At 72.1% G+C, this 19,462-nt stretch carries 17 protein-coding genes; 13 read left to right on the plus strand and 4 right to left on the minus strand.

Annotation, left to right across the window (positions count from 1 at the left end; genetic code table 11):
• Positions 1–497 precede the first annotated feature (497 nt).
• The 4 genes from ABZZ79_RS13145 (at position 498) to ABZZ79_RS13160 (ending at position 6,520) form a co-directional block, all read left to right on the plus strand.
• Complete coding sequence (locus ABZZ79_RS13145) at positions 498–1,133, plus strand: GntR family transcriptional regulator (protein WP_356689011.1); 636 nt, start codon at positions 498–500, stop codon at positions 1,131–1,133.
• A 320-nt stretch (positions 1,134–1,453) separates the two neighbouring features.
• Complete coding sequence (gene aceE, locus ABZZ79_RS13150) at positions 1,454–4,168, plus strand: pyruvate dehydrogenase (acetyl-transferring), homodimeric type (protein ID WP_356689012.1); 2,715 nt, start codon at positions 1,454–1,456, stop codon at positions 4,166–4,168.
• Positions 4,169–4,228: 60 nt separating this feature from the next.
• Positions 4,229–5,206 (plus strand): WYL domain-containing protein, encoded by a 978-nt coding sequence (locus ABZZ79_RS13155; protein ID WP_356689013.1) that lies wholly within the window; start codon positions 4,229–4,231, stop codon positions 5,204–5,206.
• 795 nt (positions 5,207–6,001) lie between these two features.
• The gene (locus ABZZ79_RS13160; RefSeq protein ID WP_356689162.1) at positions 6,002–6,520 is read left to right on the plus strand and encodes a DUF4240 domain-containing protein; all 519 of its coding nucleotides are present in this window, start codon (positions 6,002–6,004) and stop codon (positions 6,518–6,520) included.
• Positions 6,521–6,607: 87 nt separating this feature from the next.
• Here ABZZ79_RS13160 and ABZZ79_RS13165 read toward each other — a convergent pair whose 3' ends face one another.
• Complete coding sequence (locus tag ABZZ79_RS13165; protein WP_356689014.1) at positions 6,608–7,426, minus strand: peptidoglycan recognition protein; 819 nt, start codon at positions 7,424–7,426, stop codon at positions 6,608–6,610.
• 162 nt (positions 7,427–7,588) lie between these two features.
• On the opposite strand from ABZZ79_RS13165, the gene ABZZ79_RS13170 reads away from it, so the two are divergent.
• The gene (locus tag ABZZ79_RS13170; protein ID WP_356689015.1) at positions 7,589–8,773 is read left to right on the plus strand and encodes a MarP family serine protease; all 1,185 of its coding nucleotides are present in this window, start codon (positions 7,589–7,591) and stop codon (positions 8,771–8,773) included.
• Between the two features lie 35 nt (positions 8,774–8,808).
• On the opposite strand, the gene ABZZ79_RS13175 is transcribed toward ABZZ79_RS13170, so the two are convergent.
• A complete protein-coding gene (locus ABZZ79_RS13175) occupies positions 8,809–9,303 on the minus strand; it encodes a GNAT family N-acetyltransferase (protein WP_356689016.1) in 495 nt (164 codons plus the stop codon).
• Between the two features lie 72 nt (positions 9,304–9,375).
• On the opposite strand from ABZZ79_RS13175, the gene ABZZ79_RS13180 reads away from it, so the two are divergent.
• The gene (locus ABZZ79_RS13180) at positions 9,376–10,275 is read left to right on the plus strand and encodes a TIGR01777 family oxidoreductase (RefSeq protein ID WP_356689017.1); all 900 of its coding nucleotides are present in this window, start codon (positions 9,376–9,378) and stop codon (positions 10,273–10,275) included.
• 223 nt (positions 10,276–10,498) lie between these two features.
• Entirely contained in the window at positions 10,499–11,836 is a 1,338-nt protein-coding gene (locus ABZZ79_RS13185; RefSeq protein WP_356689018.1) for an NAD(P)/FAD-dependent oxidoreductase, read from the plus strand.
• 150 nt (positions 11,837–11,986) lie between these two features.
• Here the strand turns inward: ABZZ79_RS13185 and ABZZ79_RS13190 are convergent, their stop codons facing one another.
• Entirely contained in the window at positions 11,987–13,423 is a 1,437-nt protein-coding gene (locus tag ABZZ79_RS13190; RefSeq protein ID WP_356689019.1) for a regulator, read from the minus strand.
• A gap of 234 nt (positions 13,424–13,657) precedes the next feature.
• Here ABZZ79_RS13190 and lipB point away from each other — a divergent pair, with 234 nt between their 5' ends.
• From lipB to ABZZ79_RS13210, 4 genes are all read left to right on the plus strand, one after another.
• Entirely contained in the window at positions 13,658–14,458 is an 801-nt protein-coding gene (lipB, locus tag ABZZ79_RS13195; RefSeq protein WP_356689020.1) for a lipoyl(octanoyl) transferase LipB, read from the plus strand.
• Positions 14,459–14,580: 122 nt separating this feature from the next.
• Positions 14,581–15,546, plus strand: a complete 966-nt coding sequence (lipA, locus tag ABZZ79_RS13200; RefSeq protein ID WP_356689021.1) for a lipoyl synthase — start codon at positions 14,581–14,583, stop codon at positions 15,544–15,546.
• A gap of 260 nt (positions 15,547–15,806) precedes the next feature.
• The gene (locus ABZZ79_RS13205; RefSeq protein ID WP_356689022.1) at positions 15,807–16,007 is read left to right on the plus strand and encodes a hypothetical protein; all 201 of its coding nucleotides are present in this window, start codon (positions 15,807–15,809) and stop codon (positions 16,005–16,007) included.
• 88 nt (positions 16,008–16,095) lie between these two features.
• A complete protein-coding gene (locus ABZZ79_RS13210) occupies positions 16,096–16,797 on the plus strand; it encodes a DUF4191 domain-containing protein (RefSeq protein ID WP_356689023.1) in 702 nt (233 codons plus the stop codon).
• Positions 16,798–16,884: 87 nt separating this feature from the next.
• Here the strand turns inward: ABZZ79_RS13210 and ABZZ79_RS13215 are convergent, their stop codons facing one another.
• On the minus strand, positions 16,885–17,352 hold the full coding sequence (locus ABZZ79_RS13215; RefSeq protein WP_356689024.1) for an RDD family protein: 468 nt from the start codon (positions 17,350–17,352) through the stop codon (positions 16,885–16,887).
• Positions 17,353–17,561: 209 nt separating this feature from the next.
• Between ABZZ79_RS13215 and glnA the strand changes: the two genes are divergently transcribed.
• Together glnA and ABZZ79_RS13225 are read left to right on the plus strand one after the other, a co-directional pair.
• Entirely contained in the window at positions 17,562–18,971 is a 1,410-nt protein-coding gene (glnA, locus tag ABZZ79_RS13220; protein WP_356689025.1) for a type I glutamate--ammonia ligase, read from the plus strand.
• Positions 18,972–19,105: 134 nt separating this feature from the next.
• Positions 19,106–19,372: a hypothetical protein gene (locus ABZZ79_RS13225; protein WP_356689026.1), complete on the plus strand. Its 267-nt coding sequence runs from the start codon at positions 19,106–19,108 to the stop codon at positions 19,370–19,372.
• Positions 19,373–19,462: the final 90 nt, after the last annotated feature.

The following is a 19,462-nucleotide window of genomic DNA, read 5'->3' on the forward strand; positions in this document are numbered from 1 at the left end:
GCGACCAGCCCCACCCAGCAGACAGCACCACCGACCCGCCCAAGGGGCGCGAGGCCGTATCAACACGCGGCTCCGCCACGCGAACGCGACCAGCCCCACCCAGCAGACAACACCACCGACCCGCCCAAGAGGCGCGAGGCCGTATCAACACGCGGCTCCGCCACGCGAACGCGACCAGCCCTACCCAGCAGACAGCACCGCCGGCCCGCCCAAGGGGCGCGGGGCCGTATCAACACGCGGCTCCGCCACGCGAACGCGACCAGCCCCACCCAGCAGACAACACCACCGACCCGCCCAAGGGGCGCGGGGAACTGCGCGACAAGCCATGGAGCACCCGCAGCCGCACGATCAGAGCCAGAACCCACGCCGTAGGCGCCCAGCGAGACCGACACGCGTGTAAGTCTCGTCTCACCTGCACCAAAGCCCCCTCGTGAGCCTCACCCGCGGAGCGCCCCGGCCTTATTGTCTAAACGTCAGCCGCGCCCTAAGGAGCTCTCATGACCGCCCCCGTCATCCACTCGCTGCGCGAACAGATCCGCGAGCACATCCTGGAGGGGATCATCAGCGGTCGCTGGCAGCCGGGCGAGCGGATCGTGGAGCGCCGCATCGCCACGGAGCTGGAGGTCAGCCAGACGCCCGTCCGCGAGGCGCTGCGCGAGCTGGAGTCCCTCCGCCTGATCGAGTCGGCCCCCAACAAGGGCGTCCGGGTGCGCAACCTGACCGCGGCCGACCTGGAGGAGAGCTACCCCGTCCGGGCCGGTCTCGAGGCCATCGCGGCCGAGCTGGCGGCCGAGCGCCTGGCCGTGGACTGCTCGGCGCTGGAGCCGCACGTCGCCGCGCTGTACGAGGCCGATGCCAAGGCGGACGGCACGGCGCAGGTGCGGCACACGGTCGGCTTCCATCGCGAGATGGTCCGCGCGGCCGGAAACTCCGTGCTGCTGCACACCTGGGAGGGCCTCGGGATCGAGGTGTTCACCGCCCTGTCCATCCGCTGGCTGGGCACGGTGCAGCAGTCGTACGCCGAGGAGCACCAGGAACTGGTCGAGGCGTTCCGCCGCCGGGACCCGCGGATCGCGGAGCTTGTGAAGGCCCATGTGCTGGGCTGCGCGCCCCGTCATGAGGGCGAGCGCTGACAGAAGCTGACACGGGCGCGGACCGACACCCGAGCGGCCTCGCGCTCATACGCCGCCTCACCTGCGAAAACCTCTGGTGTGAGCGTCACCCGGTGCCACCGACGGAGGCACCCCGTGCCTACTTTCTCGTGATCAAGAGGTTTTCGCCCTCAACCCTTTGATCGATCATCGATCAGGGAGTTACAGTCGCCGACGGGCCGCGCGCGGAGCCGCATAACGGCACCGCTACCGAGGCTCCAGCCCTGTCCTGCCAAAGACCAAGGGCACCCCCCGACCCTTAACCGATGAGGGAACCCCCTTCGACTGAGGAAGGCGGCGACATGACCGACCCCAACGCCATCCAGACCAGCGAGCTGGACCAGCTCCACGACCGCGACCCGGAGGAGACCGCCGAATGGCAGGCCTCCCTGGACGCCGTCGCCCACGCTGCCGGCCCGCACCGTGCCGCGTACCTGATGCGCCGCACCCTGGAGCGCGCCGAGGCGGGCGGCATCGCGCTGCCGAAGCTCCTCGAGACGGACTACGTCAACACCATCCCCACCGCCGCCGAGCCGGATATGCCCGGTGACCCGGCGCTGGAGGCCCGTATCACCGCGTGGAACCGCTGGAACGCGGCGGCGATGGTGACCCGCGGCTCGAAATACGGCGTCGGCGGCCACATCGCCACCTTCGCCTCCGCGGCCTGGCTCTACGAGACCGGCTTCAACCACTTCTTCCAGGGCAAGGAGTCCGGCGCGGCGGCCGGCTCCGGCGACCAGCTCTACATCCAGGGCCACGCCTCCCCCGGCATCTACGCCCGCGCCTTCCTCGACGGACGGCTGACCGAGGCGCACCTGGACAACTTCCGCCAGGAGTCCGGCGGCGACGGCCTGCCCTCCTACCCGCACCCGCGCCGTCTGCCGTGGCTGTGGGAGTTCCCTACGGTGTCCATGGGCCTCGGCCCGCTGTCGGCCATCTACCAGGCCCGCTTCAACCGCTACCTCACCAACCGCGGTATCAAGGACGTCTCGTCCTCGCACGTGTGGGCGTTCCTCGGCGACGGCGAGATGGACGAGCCGGAGTCGACGGCGGCCCTGGCGCTCGCCGCGCGTGAGGAACTGGACAACCTCACCTTCGTCATCAACTGCAACCTCCAGCGCCTGGACGGCCCGGTCCGCGCCAACTTCAAGATCGTGCAGGAGCTGGAGGCCCAGTTCCGCGGCGCCGGCTGGAACGTCGTCAAGACGATGTGGGGCACCGCCTGGGACGAGCTGTTCGCGCTCGACACCACCGGCGCCCTGGTACGCCGGCTGCGCGAGGTACCGGACGCGCAGATCCAGACGTACCAGACCCGTGACGCCGCCTACATCCGCGAGAACTTCTTCGGGGCCGACCCCGCGCTCGTGGAGATGGCGAAGCTGCTGAGCGACGACAAGATCCTTGAGTGTTTCCACCTCTCGCGCGGTGGTCACGAGGCCCGCAAGGTCTTCGCCGCGTACAAGGCGGCCCTGGAGTTCAAGGGCGCGCCGACCGTGATCCTGGCCCAGACGGTCAAGGGCCACACCCTCGGCGAGGGCTTCGCGTCGAAGAACGCCAACCACCAGATGAAGAAGCTGACGGTGGACGAGTTCAAGACCATGCGCGACCTGCTGGAGCTGCCGATCTCCGACAGCGCCTTCGCCGACGGCCAGGTCCCCTACGCCCACCCCGGCGCCGACTCCCCCGAGGTCCGCTACCTCCAGGAGACCCGCGCGGCCCTCGGCGGCCCGGCCCCCGCGCGCCGGGTGCACGCCCTCGCCCCGCTGCCGGCCCCGGCCGAGAAGACCTTCGCCTCCTTCGACAAGGGCTCCGGCTCGCAGAACGTCGCCACGACGATGGCCTTCGTCCGTCTGATCAAGGACCTGGTCCGCGACAAGGAGACCGGTAAGCGCTGGGTGCCGATCGTCCCCGACGAGGCGCGCACCTTCGGCATGGAGTCGCTGTTCCCGTCGCTCGGGATCTACTCCCCCAAGGGCCAGACGTACGAGCCGGTCGACCGCGACCAGCTGATGTACTACAAGGAGGCCAAGAACGGCCAGATCCTCAACGAGGGGATCACCGAGGCCGGTTCGATGGCCGACTTCATCGCCGCTTCCACCGCGTACTCCACGCACGGCGAGGCGATGATCCCGTTCTACATCTTCTACTCGATGTTCGGCTGGCAGCGCACGGCCGACCAGATGTGGCAGCTCGGCGACCAGCTCGGCCGCGGCTTCCTCGTCGGCGCCACGGCCGGCCGCACCACACTGACCGGTGAGGGCCTCCAGCACGCCGACGGCCACTCGCCGGTGATCGCGGCGACGAACCCGGCGGCGCTGACGTACGACCCGGCGTTCGCCTACGAGGTCGCGGCGATCGTCAAGGAGGGTCTGCGCCGGATGTACGGCGAGGCCGCGCCGGGCGAGGACCAGGACGTCTTCTACTACCTGACCGTCTACAACGAGCCGATGCCGCAGCCGGCCAAGCCGTCCGCGGCCGGTATCGACGAGGGCATCGTCAAGGGTCTGTACCGCTTCAACACGGTGGAGTCGGCCGGCCTGAACGTGGCCGCGGCGAACGCGCCGCGCATCCAGCTGCTGGGCTCGGGCACGGCGATCCACTGGGCGCTCAAGGCGCAGCGGCTGCTGGCGGAGGAGTGGGGCGTGGCCGCCGACGTGTGGTCCGCGACGTCCTGGACGGAGCTGCGCCGCGACGCGCTGGAGGCCGACGCGGCCCTGCTGCGCGGCGAGGAGCGGGTCCCGTTCGTCCGCCAGGCGCTCCAGGGCGCGGAGGGCCCGGTGCTGGCCGTGTCGGACTACATGCGCCAGGTCCCGGACCAGATCGCGCAGTGGGTCGAGCAGGACTGGTCCTCCCTCGGTGCCGACGGCTTCGGCCTGTCCGACACCCGTGAGGCCGCCCGCCGTCACTTCGGCGTCGACGCCGAGTCGATCGTGGTCGCGGCGCTCGCCCAGCTCGTCAAGCGCGGCGAGGTGAAGGCGACCGCGGTCAAGGAGGCCCGGGAGAGGTACGGCCTGTAAGGATCCGGCTGTCGCGGAGGCCCCCCACATGATGTGGGGGGCCTCCTGCATGATGGGCGCATGCGCGCGGCCAGGCTGATCAAGATGGTGCTTCTGCTGCAGGGCCGGCCCTCCATGACGGCCGCCGAGCTGGCGCGGGAGCTGGAGGTGTCGGAGCGGACCGTGGCCCGGGACGCCCAGGCCCTGTCGGAGGCGGGGGTGCCCGTGTACGCCGACCGGGGGCGGACCGGCGGGTACCGGCTGATCGGGGGCTACCGGACCCGGCTGACCGGGCTGGCCCGCAACGAGGCCGAGGCCCTCTTCCTGTCCGGGGTGCCGGGGGCGCTGCGGGAGATGGGGCTGGAGGACACGGCCTCGGCGGCCCGGCTGAAGGTGTCGGCGGCCTTGCTGCCCTCCCTGCGGGACGCCTCGCGCACGGCGGCACAGCGCTTCCATCTGGACGCCCCGGGGTGGTTCAGCGAGCCGGAGACGCCCGAGCTGCTGCCCGCCGTGGCCGAGGCGGTGTGGGACGACCGCCGGGTCGCCGCGCGGTACCGGCGCGGGGACGGCGAGGTCGTACGCGTCCTGGAGCCCTACGGGCTCGTGCTGAAGGCGGGGCGCTGGTACCTGTGTGCCCGGGTGTCCGGGGACGGGGTGTTCCGGACGTACCGGATCGACCGGTTCGTCGGCGTGGAGCCCGAGGAGGAACGATTCCTCAGGGATGCGGACTTCGATCTGCCCGGGTTCTGGGCGCAGCAGGCCGAGCGGTTCGCGCGATCGCTGCTGCGGGCCGAGGTGGTCGTCCGGCTGACCGCGCGGGGCCTGCGCATGCTGCCGCACGTCGTCGACCCGCCGGCCGCGCGGGAGGCCCTCGCCGCGGCGGGCGCGCCCGGCCCGGACGGCCGCGTCGAGCTGACGCTGCGGGTGGAGTCGGAGGAGGTCGCCCACACCCAGCTCACCGCCCTCGGCCCGGAGGCGGAGGTACGGGCACCGGCCTCGCTGCGCGCCCGCTTCGCCCAGGACGCGCGGCGGCTGGCGGAGCTGTACGGGCGGGGGTGAGGCGGGGCCGGGCGGGCGCGGGGGGAATCCGTGCGGTGAAGCCGTGTCAGCCGGGCGGAAGGGGCCCAGCACGGCTGAGGCGGGGCCCGGCGGGCACGGGGGAAACCCGTGCGGCGCGAAGCCGCGTCAGCCGCGCGGGAGCGGGTGAGGCGGGCGCGGGGGGAATCCGTGCGGCGCGAAGCCGTGTCAGCCGGGCGGAAGGGGCCCAGCACGGCTGAGGCGGGGCCCGGCGGGCGCGGGGGAAACCCGTGCGGCGCGAAGCCGCGTCAGCCGCGCGGGAGCGGGTGAGGCGGGCGCGGGGGAAACCCGTGCGGCAAAGCGCGCGGAAAGGGCCCAGCACGGCTGAGGCGGGGCCGGGCGGGCGCGGGGGAAACCCGTGCGGCGAAGCCGCGTCAGCCGCGCGGGAGCGGGTGAGGCGGGCGCGGGGGGAATCCGTGCGGCGCGAAGCCGTGTCAGCCGAGCGGAAAGAGCCCAGCACGGCTGAGGCGGGGTCCGGCGGGCGCGCGGGGAATCCGCGCGGCGAAGCCGTGTCAGCCGGGCGGGAGCGTGAGGCGGGCGCGGGGGAAACCCGTGCGGCGCGAAGCCGTGTCAGCCGGGCGGAAGGGGCTGAGGCGGGGCCGGGCGGGCGCGGGGGAAACTCGTGCGGTGAAGCCGTGTCGGCCGGGCGGGAGGGCGGTGCGGCGCGGGCCGTGTCGACGCGCGGGAGGGCGGTGCGGTGAAGCCGTGTCAGCCGGGCGGGAAAGCGGCGCCTTTCCACGTGCGTCGCCGGAGCGTAGGCCCGATGCTGGACCAGTGATGGACGAGACGGAGTTCTGGGCGCTGATCGACACCGCCCGCGAGGCCGCCGAGGGTGATCCCGAGGACCAGGCCGACCTGCTGGTGGAGCGGCTCACCGGGCTGGACCCGGAGTCCGTGCTCGATTTCGCCCGGCACTTCGAGTCCCGCTACAACCGTGCCTACAGCTGGGACCTGTGGGGTGCCGCCTGGGTGCTGCTCGACGGGGCCAGCGACGACGCCTTCGACTTCTTCCGGTGCTGGCTGATCGGCCAGGGCCGGGACGTGTTCGAGGGCGCGCTGCACGATCCGGACGCGCTGGCCGAGCTGCTGGGGGACTTCGACGAGGAGATCGACGGCGACGGCGAGGAGCTGGGCTACGCCGCCGACGAGGCCTACGAGCAGCTCACCGGCACCGTCGCCCCCGATCTCGGCATCCCGCCCGCGCCCTCGGAGCCGGAGGGCACGCCGCTGGACTTCGAGAACGACCAGGAACTGGCCGCGCGCCATCCCCGGCTGTGGGAGCGGTTCAGGGACTAGAGGCGGCCGTACGCGACGCCGCCGCGCGGCCCGCCCCGCGGGCGAACGGCGGGATCGCGCCGGACGGGCCCTGGCGTCCGCCCGGTCTCAGGCCCGCCCCTGGAGGCGGGCCGCGAGCTGTCTGATCTCCGGCAGCAGGGCCGCCAGGGAGGCTCCGGGGCAGCTGGTCATGAACGCGTCGGTGTGCCCGGCGAGGGCGGGCAGCACGGCGGAGGTGCCCGCGCTGAACCGGCTGCGGCTGTTGCTGGAGACGAGCCGCACGGTGGCGCGCGGGTCGGTGTCCGACAGGCCCAGCTTCCACGCGGCGAGCGCGGCGATGGCGTCGGTCATCACCCGCGGCACCCGTACACCCGCGGTGAAGGTGCCGATCGCGGCGATCCCGGCGGTGCGGTGGTTGAAGCCCTGCGTGTGGGCGCCGGTGACGGCCCGGGTGATGCCGCCCGCGCGGCCCTCGTAGATGATCCCGCAACGGTCGACGAGGAAGTTGTAGCCGATGTCGTCCCAGTCGCGGGCGCCGGTCTGGCCGGCGTACAGGTAGCGGATGATGCGGGGCGTCTCGGCGCAGTCGTAGGCGTTGGGCGAGTCGGTGTGGTGCACGAAGACGGCCATGACCCGGTCGTCGTAGCGCGGCGGCGGCGGACGGCCGGGAGTGGCCTCCTCGGTGAGCCAGGCCGAGCGGGGCACGATCACCGGCCGGGGCGCGGTGTGCGCGACCGTGGTGGGCCGGGCCTCGGACGGCCGGTCCGTGGGTGCCCGCTCGACGCCGCTCGCGCACAGCGCCAGCACGACCACCGCGGCCACACCGGGCAGAGGGCCCAGCACGACCGGCGCCCAGCCCGGTATCCGTACGCGACGACGGCGACGCGCCACCGTGGTTCTTCGGAACGCCGCTCGAAAGGCACGCATGGACCCACTGTCCGACGGTTCCGTTACGCCCGCGATGTGTGCTCTGCCACCCGGTGGAACCATCGTCCCGGTCTGCGACGTTTTCCTCAGTGCAGGCAAACGTGGCTGATCACCGGGCCCGTCCCCCACGTACCAATGGGGTCAGAGAAGAGAGGCGGCTCCGTGGACCTGGTCGACATCCTTCTGCTGCTGGTGATCCTGGTCTACGCCGCTTCCGGATACCGGCGCGGCCTGGTGGCCGGCTGTGTCTCGCTCGCCGGGTTCGTGGGCGGTGCGGTGGTCGGGGTGTGGGTGCTGCCGTGGGTGATGGAGCCGGTCTCCGCGGGCACCACGGCGACCACGGCGACCGCGCTGTGCGTGGTGCTGCTCCCGGCGGTGCTGGGCCATGAGCTGGCCGGCCGCCTCGCGCTGCGGGTGCGGCGGGAGCTGGACCGGGGGCCGCTGAGAGTGGCGGACGGCGTCGGCGGGGCGGTGGCGAACTCGGTGGCCGTGCTCATCGTGGCCTGGGTGGCGGCGAGTGTGCTGGCCGCGTCCTCCTCGCCGCTGCTGACGACGGCGATCCGCGACTCCCGGCTGCTGGGGACGGTTCAGCAGGTCATGCCGGACACCACCCCGGCATGGTTCTCCCGGGCCACGTCCGCGCTGACGGAGGCGGGCTTCCCGCAGGTGTTCAACCCGTTCGAGAGCGAGTCGACCGCCGAGGTGGCCCGGCCCTCCGGGGACAACGTCACGCCCGCCGCGACCCGGGCCGCCCAGCGCGGCACGGTCAAGATCGAGGGCTCCTCCGGCACCCAGGGCCGCGAGGGCAGCGGGTTCGTGTACGCGCCGGAGCATGTGATGACCAACGCCCATGTGGTGGCCGGCATCGACGAGCCGGGCGTGCGGACCGGCGGGGCCGGGCGCTCGTACGAGGCCCGGGTGGTGCTCTTCGACCCGGACAAGGACGTGGCCGTGCTGTACGTGCCGGGGCTGCGGGCGCCCGTCCTGCCCTTCGACGCCACGGCCGGGCGCGGGGACGCGGCCGTGGTCGCCGGCTACCCGGAGGACGGCGGCCTCGACCTCCGGGCGGCCACCGTCGCGAGCCGGCTCCAGGCGCGCGGGCAGAACATCTACAGCGACGAGGCGGTCACCCGCGAGATCTACTCGATCCGCTCCACGGTCCGGCCCGGCAACTCCGGCGGCCCGCTGCTGACCACCGACGGCCGGGTGTACGGCGTGGTCTTCGCCCGCTCCACCTCGGACGCCGAGACGGGGTACGTCCTGACGGCGGCCGAGGTCGCCCCCGAGGCGGCACGCGCGGCTGACGCGACCGCGCCGGTGGACACGGGCGAGCTGGTCACGTCGTAGGACACGGCCGGGCGCCGCCGGGCCCTCGGGTCGCGTCAGATCAGCCGCTGTCCCATGGTCACATCGTCCACGTACCGCCCGTCCAGGAAGAACTCCTCCGGCTGCACGCCCTCCACGACGAAGCCCTCCGCCTCGTAGAGCCAGCGCGCGGTCGTGTTGTACCCGAGCACGCGCAGGGTGATCCGGCGCGCTCCACGTGCCCGTGCCTCCAGGACGGCCGCCCGCACCAGCGCGCGTCCGACGCCCTTGCCGCGCGCGGCGCCGTCCACGGCGAGGCCGCGGATCTGGCGGACGTGCGCGTTCGACGCGAGCGGGGTCGGGAAGCCGAGCCGTACGTATCCCACCAGCCGTCCGTCGAGTTCGGCGACGAGATGGTCGCCCGGTCCGGCGTGCTCCCGGAAGAACGGCTCCTGCGGTCCCGGCCGCGGGGTGACCGCGTGCAGCGAGGACCAGGTGACATGGTCGAGGCGGCTCAGAGCGCTCTCGTCGTCTGGGGAGGCGGGGCGTACGCGTATCTGCGGATCCGGCATGGCGGTCACTGTACGGCGGCCTGGGCGGGGTCGGTCCCCGGATTTTCCCCCGCGCCCGGCAGGATAGGGGGCATGGAGCGTGCGCGAATCGTGGTGGCCGGGGCTTCCGGGCTCATCGGCAGGGCACTGGTGGAGTCCTTGACGGCGGACGGGCATGAGGTGGTGCGGCTGGTGCGCCGGCAGCCGAGTGCGGCGGACGAGGCGCGATGGGACCCGCGGGGCGGGCACGTGGACGCATCCGCGCTGTCCGGATGCGACGCGGTGGTGAACCTGGCGGGCGCCGGGGTGGGCAACCGGCCCTGGACCAAGGGGTACAGGGAGGAGATCCGCGCCAGCCGGGTGCTGGGCACCCGCACGCTGGCGCGGGCCGTCGCCGCGCTGGAGAGACGCCCGCGGGTCTTCGTGGGCGGCAGCGCGATCGGCTGGTACGGGGACACCGGGCAGCGCGCGGTCGACGAGGACGCGCCCGCCGGGCAGGGCTTCCTGCCCTCGGTGTGCGTGGAGTGGGAGGCGGCGGCCGCGCCCGCGCAGGAGGCGGGGGTGCGGACGGTGTTCGTCCGCACGGGACTTGTGGTGGCGCGCGGCGGCGGGGCGTGGGGGAAGCTGTTCCCGCTGTTCAAGGCCGGGTTGGGGACGCGCTTCGGGGACGGCCGGCAGTACTGGTCCTATGTCGCGCTGCGCGACGAGGTGGCCGCGATCCGGCATCTGATCGACCGCGACGACCTGTCGGGGCCGTTCAACGTGACCGCGCCGAAGCCGCTGACGAACCGTGAGATCACCGCGGTGATGGGGCGGGTGCTGAACCGGCCCGCCGTGCTCTCGGCACCCGCGCCGGTGCTGAAGCTGGCGCTGGGCGACATGGCGGGCGAGGTGCTGATCAGCCAACGGGTGCTGCCGAGACGGCTGTTGGAGTCGGGGTTCGTGTTCGCGCTGCCCGGGATCGAGGAGGCCGTCCGCGCGGCGCTCGACTGAACGTCCGGCGTGCCGGCGGGAAAGGACTCCGCGGAACCCTCGGGAAGAACCTTCCGGAAAAGGGGAGTCGGCGACCATGTGCGACCGCCGTGCGACCGTGCCCTGCCCATGCGCGACTGCCGCCGATCGCTCGCGGTCCTAACCTCGACGCGGACTCGGGTATCCCCGGAGCCTATTGGGGGCATGACGTCTCCACCGGCCGCGCAACCTCGAGGAGGGGCACGTGCTACAGCCCGCGTTTCAGGCGGACGTCGTCGTGGTGGGAGCCGGGGTCGCCGGACTCTCCGCAGCACAGAGACTGACCAGCGCAGGGGTCAGTACAGCCGTTCTGGAAGCCGCCCCCTGCCCGGGCGGCCGCATGTCGACCGAGAAGGTCGACGGGTTCCGGCTCGACCGGATCGGGCAGCTGCTGTCCACGGCGTATCCGGAGCTCGCCTTGACACCCGGCCTCGGCGCACTCGTCCTGCGCCGGTTCGATCCGGGCGTCCTGCTGCACGGTGACGGACGCCGGCACCGCGTCGGCGCCCCCGTGCAGCGAGGAAGCGCGAGGGGCGCACTGCATGCTGTGCGCGCCTTCGCGAGCGCCCCCCGTCCCCAGCAGCCCGGCAACCCGGTCGGTACCGCCGTCGACCAGGCCCGGCTGGGTGCGGCGCTGTCCCGCATCGCCGCCGTACCGGTCGAGCGGCTGCTGGCCCGGCCGGAGGCGCCCGCGGGCCGGGCTCTCGCCGCCCGCGGTCTGCCCGCCCGCACGGTCGACGGCTTTCTGCGTCCGCTCCTCGCCGCGCTGCTGTGCGACCCCGAGCTGACCACGTCCAGCCGGTGCGCCGACCTCGCCCTGCGGGCCTTCGCGGCCGGACGGCTGTGCGTGCCGGAGGGCGGCGCCGAGGTGCTGCCGGAGCTCCTGGCCCGCACCCTGCCGCCGGGCACGGTCCATACCGGCGTCCGCGTCACCTCGGTGTCCACCACCTCGGTGACGACGGCCGAGCACGGCGAGTTCCGGTGCCGGGCGGTCCTGCTGGCCACGGACGCCCGTACCGCCGCCGACCTGCTCCCCGGCCTGCGGGTGCCGGACTTCCACCCGGTGACGGTGCTGCACCACACCACCGACATGCCGCCGCGGACCGGCGCCTCACTGCTGCTGGACGCCGACCGGGGCGGCCCGGTCGCCCACACCGCGGTGATCAGCGAGGTGGACCCGACCAGGGCGCCCGCGGGCAGGGCGCTGATCAGCTCGACGGTCCTCGGCACCCCGCCGGAGGATGTCGACACGGCCGTGCGCACACACCTCGCGCGCCTGTACGGCACCTCGACCGCCCGCTGGGAGACCCTCGCCGTCCACCACACCGCCGAGGCGGTGCCCGCCATGCGCCCGCCCCACGACCTCCTGCGCCCGGTACGCCTGCTGGCGGGCCTGTACGTCTGCGGCGACCACCGGGACACCAGCTCGGTCCAGGGCGCACTGCACTCGGGCCACCGCGCCTCCACGGCGATCCTGACCGACCTGGGAGCGGCGGGCGACCTGCGCGGCGCGGCGCCCCTGCCCTCGACCCGGGCCGCCTGACGTCACCCGGGCGGGGCTGGGCCGCAACGGCTTGCGGCCCCGCCCCGCCGGGTGCGCGACCGGTCTGCGGGGCCGACCGCGCGGAGCCCGGTCGGGCCCGCGGCGGCACCACGCGTGCACGCCGGCGGACGGAACCGGGGAGACGGACCGCTACCCCAGCGCGGCGACCTTGTCGCGATATCCCCGCACGGGTGCCGCGTCCCGGTACGGCTCCAGCCTCCGCTCGAAGTCCCTGATGTACTCCACCGCCCGCACCGACCGCATCTCCACGGCCTGTCCGGCCGCCTCGGCACCCAGCGCACAGGCCTGGTCCAGTTCGCCCAGCCCCAGCCGCGCGGTGGCCAGCACCACGCGGCAGAACAGCCTGCTGCGGGCGAACCCCGGTGCCCGCAGTTGCAGGGACCGCTCCGCGTGCTGCGCGGCCGCGCGGAACTGCTGGAGATCCCGATGGCAGTGCCCGAGTTCGTCGGCGAGCTGCGCCTCGTCGTAGAACCGGGCCCAGTGCGGCACCTCGTCACCGGGCCGGGCCGCCTCCAGCGCGCGCTCGGCCCGGACGAGGGACGCGGTGCAGGCCCGCACCTCCCCCAGCACCCCGTGCCCGCGCGCCTCGGCGGCGTGCAGCAGTGCCTGCACGACGGGCGGCGCAGAGCCCCCGACGCCCTGCTGGGCGACCCGGGCCAGCTGCACGGCCTCCCGCCCGTGGCCGAGGTAGACGGCCTGCCGGCTCATGGTGACCAGCACATAGGAGCCGTAGGACCGGTCCGCCGCGGCCTGGGCGAGCCGGAGCGCCTGCACGAAGTACCGCTGGGCGAGCCCGTGCGCGGCGATGTCGTACGAGGTCCAGCCGGCCAGCCGGGTCAGATCAGCGGCCGCGGCGAACAGCCGGCGCCCGGTGTGCTCGCCGTAGGAGCCCCGCAGCATCGGCTCGCACTCGTGCTCCAGGTAGCGCACCAGGGCCTGGCGGGCGTGGCCGCCGCCGTACATGTCGTCCAGGGTGCGGAACAGGTCGCCCACCGAGCGCAGCGCCGAGATGTCGCCGCCGGTGACCCGCTGGCCGGGACCGCGCTCGGCCTGGCCGCGCTGGCGGGGCACGGCGGGACGGCCCTGCGCGGGCACCCGGGCCGGCTGGTCGCCGCGGCCGACCTTCTCGTCGGCCCGGCCGATCAGCCAGTCCCGGCTGGGCACCACGAGCCCGGCCGGGGTGAACGCGATCTTGCGCAGCTCGGCATGGCTGCCGGAGTCCTTGCGCCACAGGCCGCTGACGATGTCGACGGCCTCCTCGGGGCCGCCCGCGAACTCCAGCCCGGCGTAGACCGGGGCGCAGGCGTCCAGGCCGAGGTCCTGGGCGGTGAGCCGGCGGCCGAGGCGCCGGGTGAAGACCTCGGCGATCAGCGCGGGAGTGGTGCCCCGTGGCTGCTGGCCGCGCAGCCAGCGGGTGACCGATGTCTTGTCGTATCTGAGATCGAGCCCGTGCTCCAGACCGAGCTGATCCACTCGACGGGCGAGACCCGCGTTGGAGAACCCCGCTTCTGCGATGAGCGCGGCGAGCTGACGGTTGGGAGTGCGTTGCGCGGGTCGTTCCGTCATTTGCGGTGCGATCTCCTGCCTTCCGGGCCATCCGAAGTGCCTGGAATTGCCTGTGAGCAGCCCTTATGGCCTTATGAACGGCGCGAATGTAGCGGAGCGTAAGCAGGCCGTCGCACACTTCGGCACCCATTCATCCGATCGTGTGAGGATTGGCCTCAGAGCTGACGTGCGACGGGGAGTCGTACAGTGGCGTGGGCGCGGTTCGTGCCTTACGACTTCTAGGAGGCGCTTGCCGTGAGTGAGCTGCGGTTCGTGCGTATGGGGTTCGGTGCCGAGGCCGTCGAGTACAACCAGGCGTGGGACGAGCAGCGCCGGGTGCACGCGGCGCGGTTCGCCGACGAGGTCCCGGACACCGTGCTGCTCCTGGAGCACCCGCCCGTCTACACGGCCGGCCGGCGCACCTCCGACGACGAGCGCCCGCTGGACGGCACGCCGGTCGTGGACGTGGACCGCGGCGGCAAGATCACCTGGCACGGGCCGGGCCAGCTCGTCGGCTACCCGATCCAGAAGCTGCCCCGCCCGGTGGACGTGGTCGCGCACGTCCGGCGGCTGGAGGAGGCCCTGATCCGCGTGTGCGCGGAGTTCGGGCTGGAGACCACCCGGGTCGAGGGCCGCAGCGGGGTGTGGGTGCTCGGCGACCCGGTGGAGCGGCGCCCGTCGCTCGGCGGCCTCTCCCTGGACTTCGACCCCCGGCTGCACGACGAGGAGTTCGACCCGCGGCTGAACGGCCCGGAGTACGCCCCGTCCAACGCCGGCCAGCGCCGCGAGGACCGTAAGATCGCCGCGATCGGCATCCGCGTGGCCAAGGGCGTGACCATGCACGGCTTCGCCCTGAACGTGAACCCGGACAACGTCTGGTTCGACCGGATCATCCCCTGCGGCATCCGTGACGCGGGGGTCACCTCCCTTGCCAACGAACTGGGCCGCGACATCACGATCGCCGAGATCCTGCCGGTCGCGGAGCGGCATCTGCGGGACGTGCTGGAGAACGCGGACCTCAGGCCCCGTGTGATCGAGAAGACACCCGCCGCCTAGAGGGAATGGACCCCCGAGCCCTGAGGTTGGCCTCACGGGAAGGGCCCGGTGAGCACGGGCGTACCCTGGTGTACGCCGAAGAATCGAAGACTACGGTCTCAGTAGTCAGCAGGGAGCCTGTCGTGTCCGCAGTCGCACCCGACGGACGCAAGATGCTGCGCCTGGAGGTCCGCAACAGCCAGACCCCCATCGAGCGCAAGCCCGAGTGGATCAAGACGCGGGCGAAAATGGGTCCCGAGTACACCAAGATGCAGAACCTGGTGAAGGGCGAGGGCCTGCACACGGTCTGCCAGGAAGCCGGCTGCCCCAACATCTACGAATGCTGGGAGGACCGCGAGGCCACCTTCCTCATCGGCGGCGACCAGTGCACCCGCCGCTGCGACTTCTGCCAGATCGACACCGGCAAGCCCGAGGCCCTCGACCGCGACGAACCCCGCCGCGTCGGCGAGTCCGTGGTCACCATGGACCTCAACTACGCCACCATCACCGGCGTCGCCCGTGACGACCTGGAGGACGGCGGCGCCTGGCTCTACGCCGAGACCGTCCGCCAGATCCACGGGCAGACCGCCTCCCGCGAGGCCGGCCGCACCAAGGTCGAGCTCCTCGCCCCCGACTTCAACGCGGTCCCCGAGCTGCTGGCCGAGGTCTTCGCCTCCCGCCCCGAGGTCTTCGCCCACAACATCGAGACCGTCCCGAGGATCTTCAAGCGCATCCGCCCCGGCTTCCGCTACGAGCGCTCCCTGAAGGTCATCACCGAGGCCCGCGACTTCGGCCTGGTCACCAAGTCGAACCTGATCCTCGGCATGGGCGAGACCCGCGAAGAGGTCAGCGAGGCCCTCCAGCAGCTCCACGACGCCGGCTGCGAGCTCGTCACCATCACCCAGTACCTGCGCCCCTCCCTGCGCCACCACCCCGTCGAGCGCTGGGTCAAGCCCCACGAGTTCGTGGAGCTCAAGGAGGAGGCCGAGCAGATCGGCTTCTCCGGCGTCATGTCCGGCCCGCTGGTCCGCTCCTCCTACCGCGCCGGCCGGTTGTATCAGATGGCCGTCGAGAAGCGCGGCGATTTCCAGGCCGTCCAGGCGGTGTGAGTCCCGGCGCCGCTCACCGGGCGCCAAGGCCCGTGTGAATTCAGGCACAAGCAACTACCCGCTGGTAAAGGGGAGTTGAGCACGGCCCCGGCCGTCCCCGCAGATGGGGGCGCGCGCGGGGGCCGTGCTCGTGTTCGCGAGCACCCGGCAGGCTCCGCGAAAAGGTTTCATTGCTGTTTGACCCCTCGGTCACGTCCTGGTAACACCAAACAGTGACGCTTGACTCACTCCACGTAGACAGACCGAGGGGGCCCTTCGCGATGCAGGCAGCACCGGTACGTGCCACCGCCATCCCGTCCTTCACCGACGCCCTGCGCACCGTCGAGTCGCTGCTGATGAGCAGTGGCCAGCGCACGGCCCGCCGCAACGCCTGGACCTCCGTCCTGGAGGACCGTGCCCGCGCCAAGGACCGCGTCGAGGCGCAGCGGTTCCTGGAGCAGGCCGCCTCCGGCCGTTCCTGACCGGTCCTGGCCCACGGCTGCCCCCTCCCTGTCCGCCCGACGGCACTGGGCGTCGTCCGCGCTCCCGGGGCCACGTAGACTTCGTGCCATGGCGAGGCAGGAAAACGCGGCGGAGGCCGCCAACCCCGGGCGACTGAAGCAGATCGCTCTGACCTACAAGATGACCCGCAGGGCCGACAAGAAGATCGGTCTTGTACTCGCGGCTGTCGGAATCGTCACCTTCGGTGTCTTCCTCGCGATCGGCTTCTTGATCGGGCACCCCATCTATCTCGGCATCCTGGGCGTGCTGCTCGCCTTCCTCGCGACGGCGATCGTGTTCGGGCGCCGGGCGGAGCGGGCCGCTTTCGGTCAGATGGAGGGCCAGCCGGGCGCTGCCGCGGCCGTGCTGGACAACATCGGCCGGGGCTGGACGACCACCCCCGCGGTGGCGATGAACCGCAACCAGGACGTGGTGCACCGGGCTGTCGGCAAGGCCGGCATCGTCCTGGTCGCCGAGGGCAACCCGAACCGGGTCAAGACCCTGCTGGCCGCCGAGAAGAAGAAGATGAACCGCATCGTGGCGGACGTGCCGGTGACCGACGTCATGGTGGGCGCGGGCGAGGGCCAGGTGGAGCTGAAGAAGCTGCGCACGACCATGCTGAAGCTGCCGCGCGTCCTGACCGGCCCGCAGGTCACCGCGACCAACGACCGGCTGCGCGCGCTCGGCGACCTGATGAGCAACATGCCGCTGCCGAAGGGTCCGATGCCGAAGGGCATGAAGCTGCCGAAGGGCGGCCAGAAGGGCCGCTGACCATCCCGTGAACATGGCGAAGGGGCGCCCGGTGATCGTCACCGGGCGCCCCTTCGCCGTGTGTCGCAGCGCGCCGTGCGCTCCGGGTCAGATGCGGACCTCGACCGTGCGGGCCAGCCGGTCGTGCAGGCCGCGGCCGTCGCGGTCCCAGATGAGCGCGGGGATCGCCAGGCACAGCAGCACCGTGCGGATCAGGCTCCGCACCGGGCTGACGGTCTTGGTGTCGACGGTGATCACCCGGAGGCCGAAGACTCGCTTGCCGGGCGTGGAGCCGATCGTGCCGACGGTCAGGGCGCTCAGCACGAAGAAGATCAGCAGGGCCCAGTTGCCGGTCGACTGGCCGTAGCCGTCGGTGATCAAGCCGTATGCGATGAGCAGGCACACCGCCCAGTCGACGGCGAGGGCGCCGAGGCGCCTGCCGGGACGGGCGACCGAGCCGGGCCCCTGGCGCGGCAGACCGAGTTGCTCACCGGGGTGTCCGAGGTCGGCACCCGCTTCCTCCATGGCCGCGCGGGGGCCGGAGAGCCATGATCCGATTGCTTGCCTCTTGTCCACCCGTACACGGTACTGCGCCCTATTTCGACCGAGGCACGGCGGGGTGTGTCGGAGCTACTGTGGACAGTGGGCCGGTTAACTTCTGCGAAACAAATGGGTCACGCCTGAGAAATCACCCGTACCTAGGGTCGGGACGAGCGTGTGCCACCGCACTGGCCGCACCAACGATCTACCACCCCGGCATGGCGGTCGGGAGTAGGAGGAGCTGGATGTTCCAGAACGCCGACGAGGCCAAGAAGTTCATCGCGGACGAGGACGTCAAGTTCGTCGACGTCCGCTTCTGCGACCTGCCGGGCGTCATGCAGCACTTCACCGTGCCCGTCGAGGCGTTCGACCCGGACGAGGAGCTCGCCTTCGACGGTTCGTCGATCCGCGGCTTCCAGGCCATCCACGAGTCCGACATGGCGCTGCGTGCGGACCTGTCGACGGCCCGTGTCGACCCGTTCCGCCGCGACAAGACGCTCAACGTCAACTTCTTCATCCACGACCCGATCACGGGCGAGCAGTACTCCCGTGACCCGCGCAACGTGGCGAAGAAGGCGGAGGCGTACCTGGCGTCGACCGGTATCGCGGACACCGCGTACTTCGGTCCCGAGGCCGAGTTCTACGTCTTCGACTCGGTCCGCTTCGCTACCGGCGCGAACGAGTCCTTCTACCACATCGACTCCGAGGCGGGTGCCTGGAACACCGGCGCCCTGGAGAACAACCGTGGTTACAAGGTCCGCTACAAGGGCGGCTACTTCCCGGTCCCGCCGGTCGACCACTTCGCCGACCTGCGCGCCGAGATCTCCCTGGAGCTGGACAAGCAGGGCCTGAAGGTCGAGCGCCAGCACCACGAGGTGGGCACCGCCGGCCAGGCCGAGATCAACTACAAGTTCAACACGCTGCTCGCCGCGGCCGACGACCTCCAGCTCTTCAAGTACATCGTGAAGAACGTGGCCTGGCGCAACGGCAAGACCGCGACCTTCATGCCGAAGCCGATCTTCGGTGACAACGGCTCGGGCATGCACGTGCACCAGTCGCTGTGGACCAACGGCGACCCGCTGTTCTACGACGAGGCCGGCTACGCGGGCCTGTCGGACATGGCCCGCTACTACATCGGCGGCATCCTCAAGCACGCCCCGTCGCTGCTGGCCTTCACCAACCCGACGGTGAACTCCTACCACCGTCTGGTGCCGGGCTTCGAGGCGCCGATCAACCTGGTGTACTCGCAGCGCAACCGCTCCGCGGCCATGCGTATCCCGATCACGGGCTCCAACCCGAAGGCCAAGCGTGTGGAGTTCCGCGCGCCCGACTCCTCCGGCAACCCGTACCTGGCCTTCTCGGCCCTGCTGCTCGCGGGCCTGGACGGCATCAAGAACAAGATCGAGCCGGCCGAGCCGATCGACAAGGACCTCTACGAGCTGGCTCCCGAGGAGCACGCGGGCGTCGCCCAGGTCCCCACCTCCCTCGGCGCCGTCCTCGACGCCCTGGAGTCCGACCACGAGTTCCTCCTCCAGGGCGACGTGTTCACGTCCGACCTGATCGAGACCTGGATCGACTTCAAGCGCACCAACGAGATCGCCCCGCTGCAGCTGCGTCCGCACCCGCACGAGTTCGAGCTCTACTTCGACGTGTGATCGACGCGCCGACCAGGCGCTGATCCCCGCGTGATACGCCCGTGCCCCGCCGTTTGTACCGACGGCGGGGCACGGGCGTATGTTTTGCACGGAGGAGTTTTCGAACGCGTCCGAGGCGACACGGGGGGCCGTACATGCCGACGCACGAGCAGGACGACGACCGGGGCCGGGAGTACGACCTGCGCTGGGCGGACTCCGCCGAGCGCAAGGAGCCCTCGGCCCGCGCCCGGATGCTCGCGGCCCGCTGGAAGCACAACCCGCCCGGCCCGGTCCCCTTCCGCCCCGAACCGGGCCCCTCCCGCCCCCGCCGATCCTCCTGGGTCTCCACCGTCGTGGTCCTCGGCGTCGTGGCCGGGGTGATCGTCCTGATCGGCTACCTGAACACGCGCTCGCCGTACTGACCCCGCGAGCCTCCCGCCCGCGGTGAGGTGCGCGTATTTCGCGCGACCGGTCGCCGTGCCTCGCTCTACGATCGTCCGGCCGGAAGGGGG

This window comes from Streptomyces sp. NPDC006458 (assembly GCF_040612135.1).
Classification (GTDB): domain Bacteria; phylum Actinomycetota; class Actinomycetes; order Streptomycetales; family Streptomycetaceae; genus Streptomyces.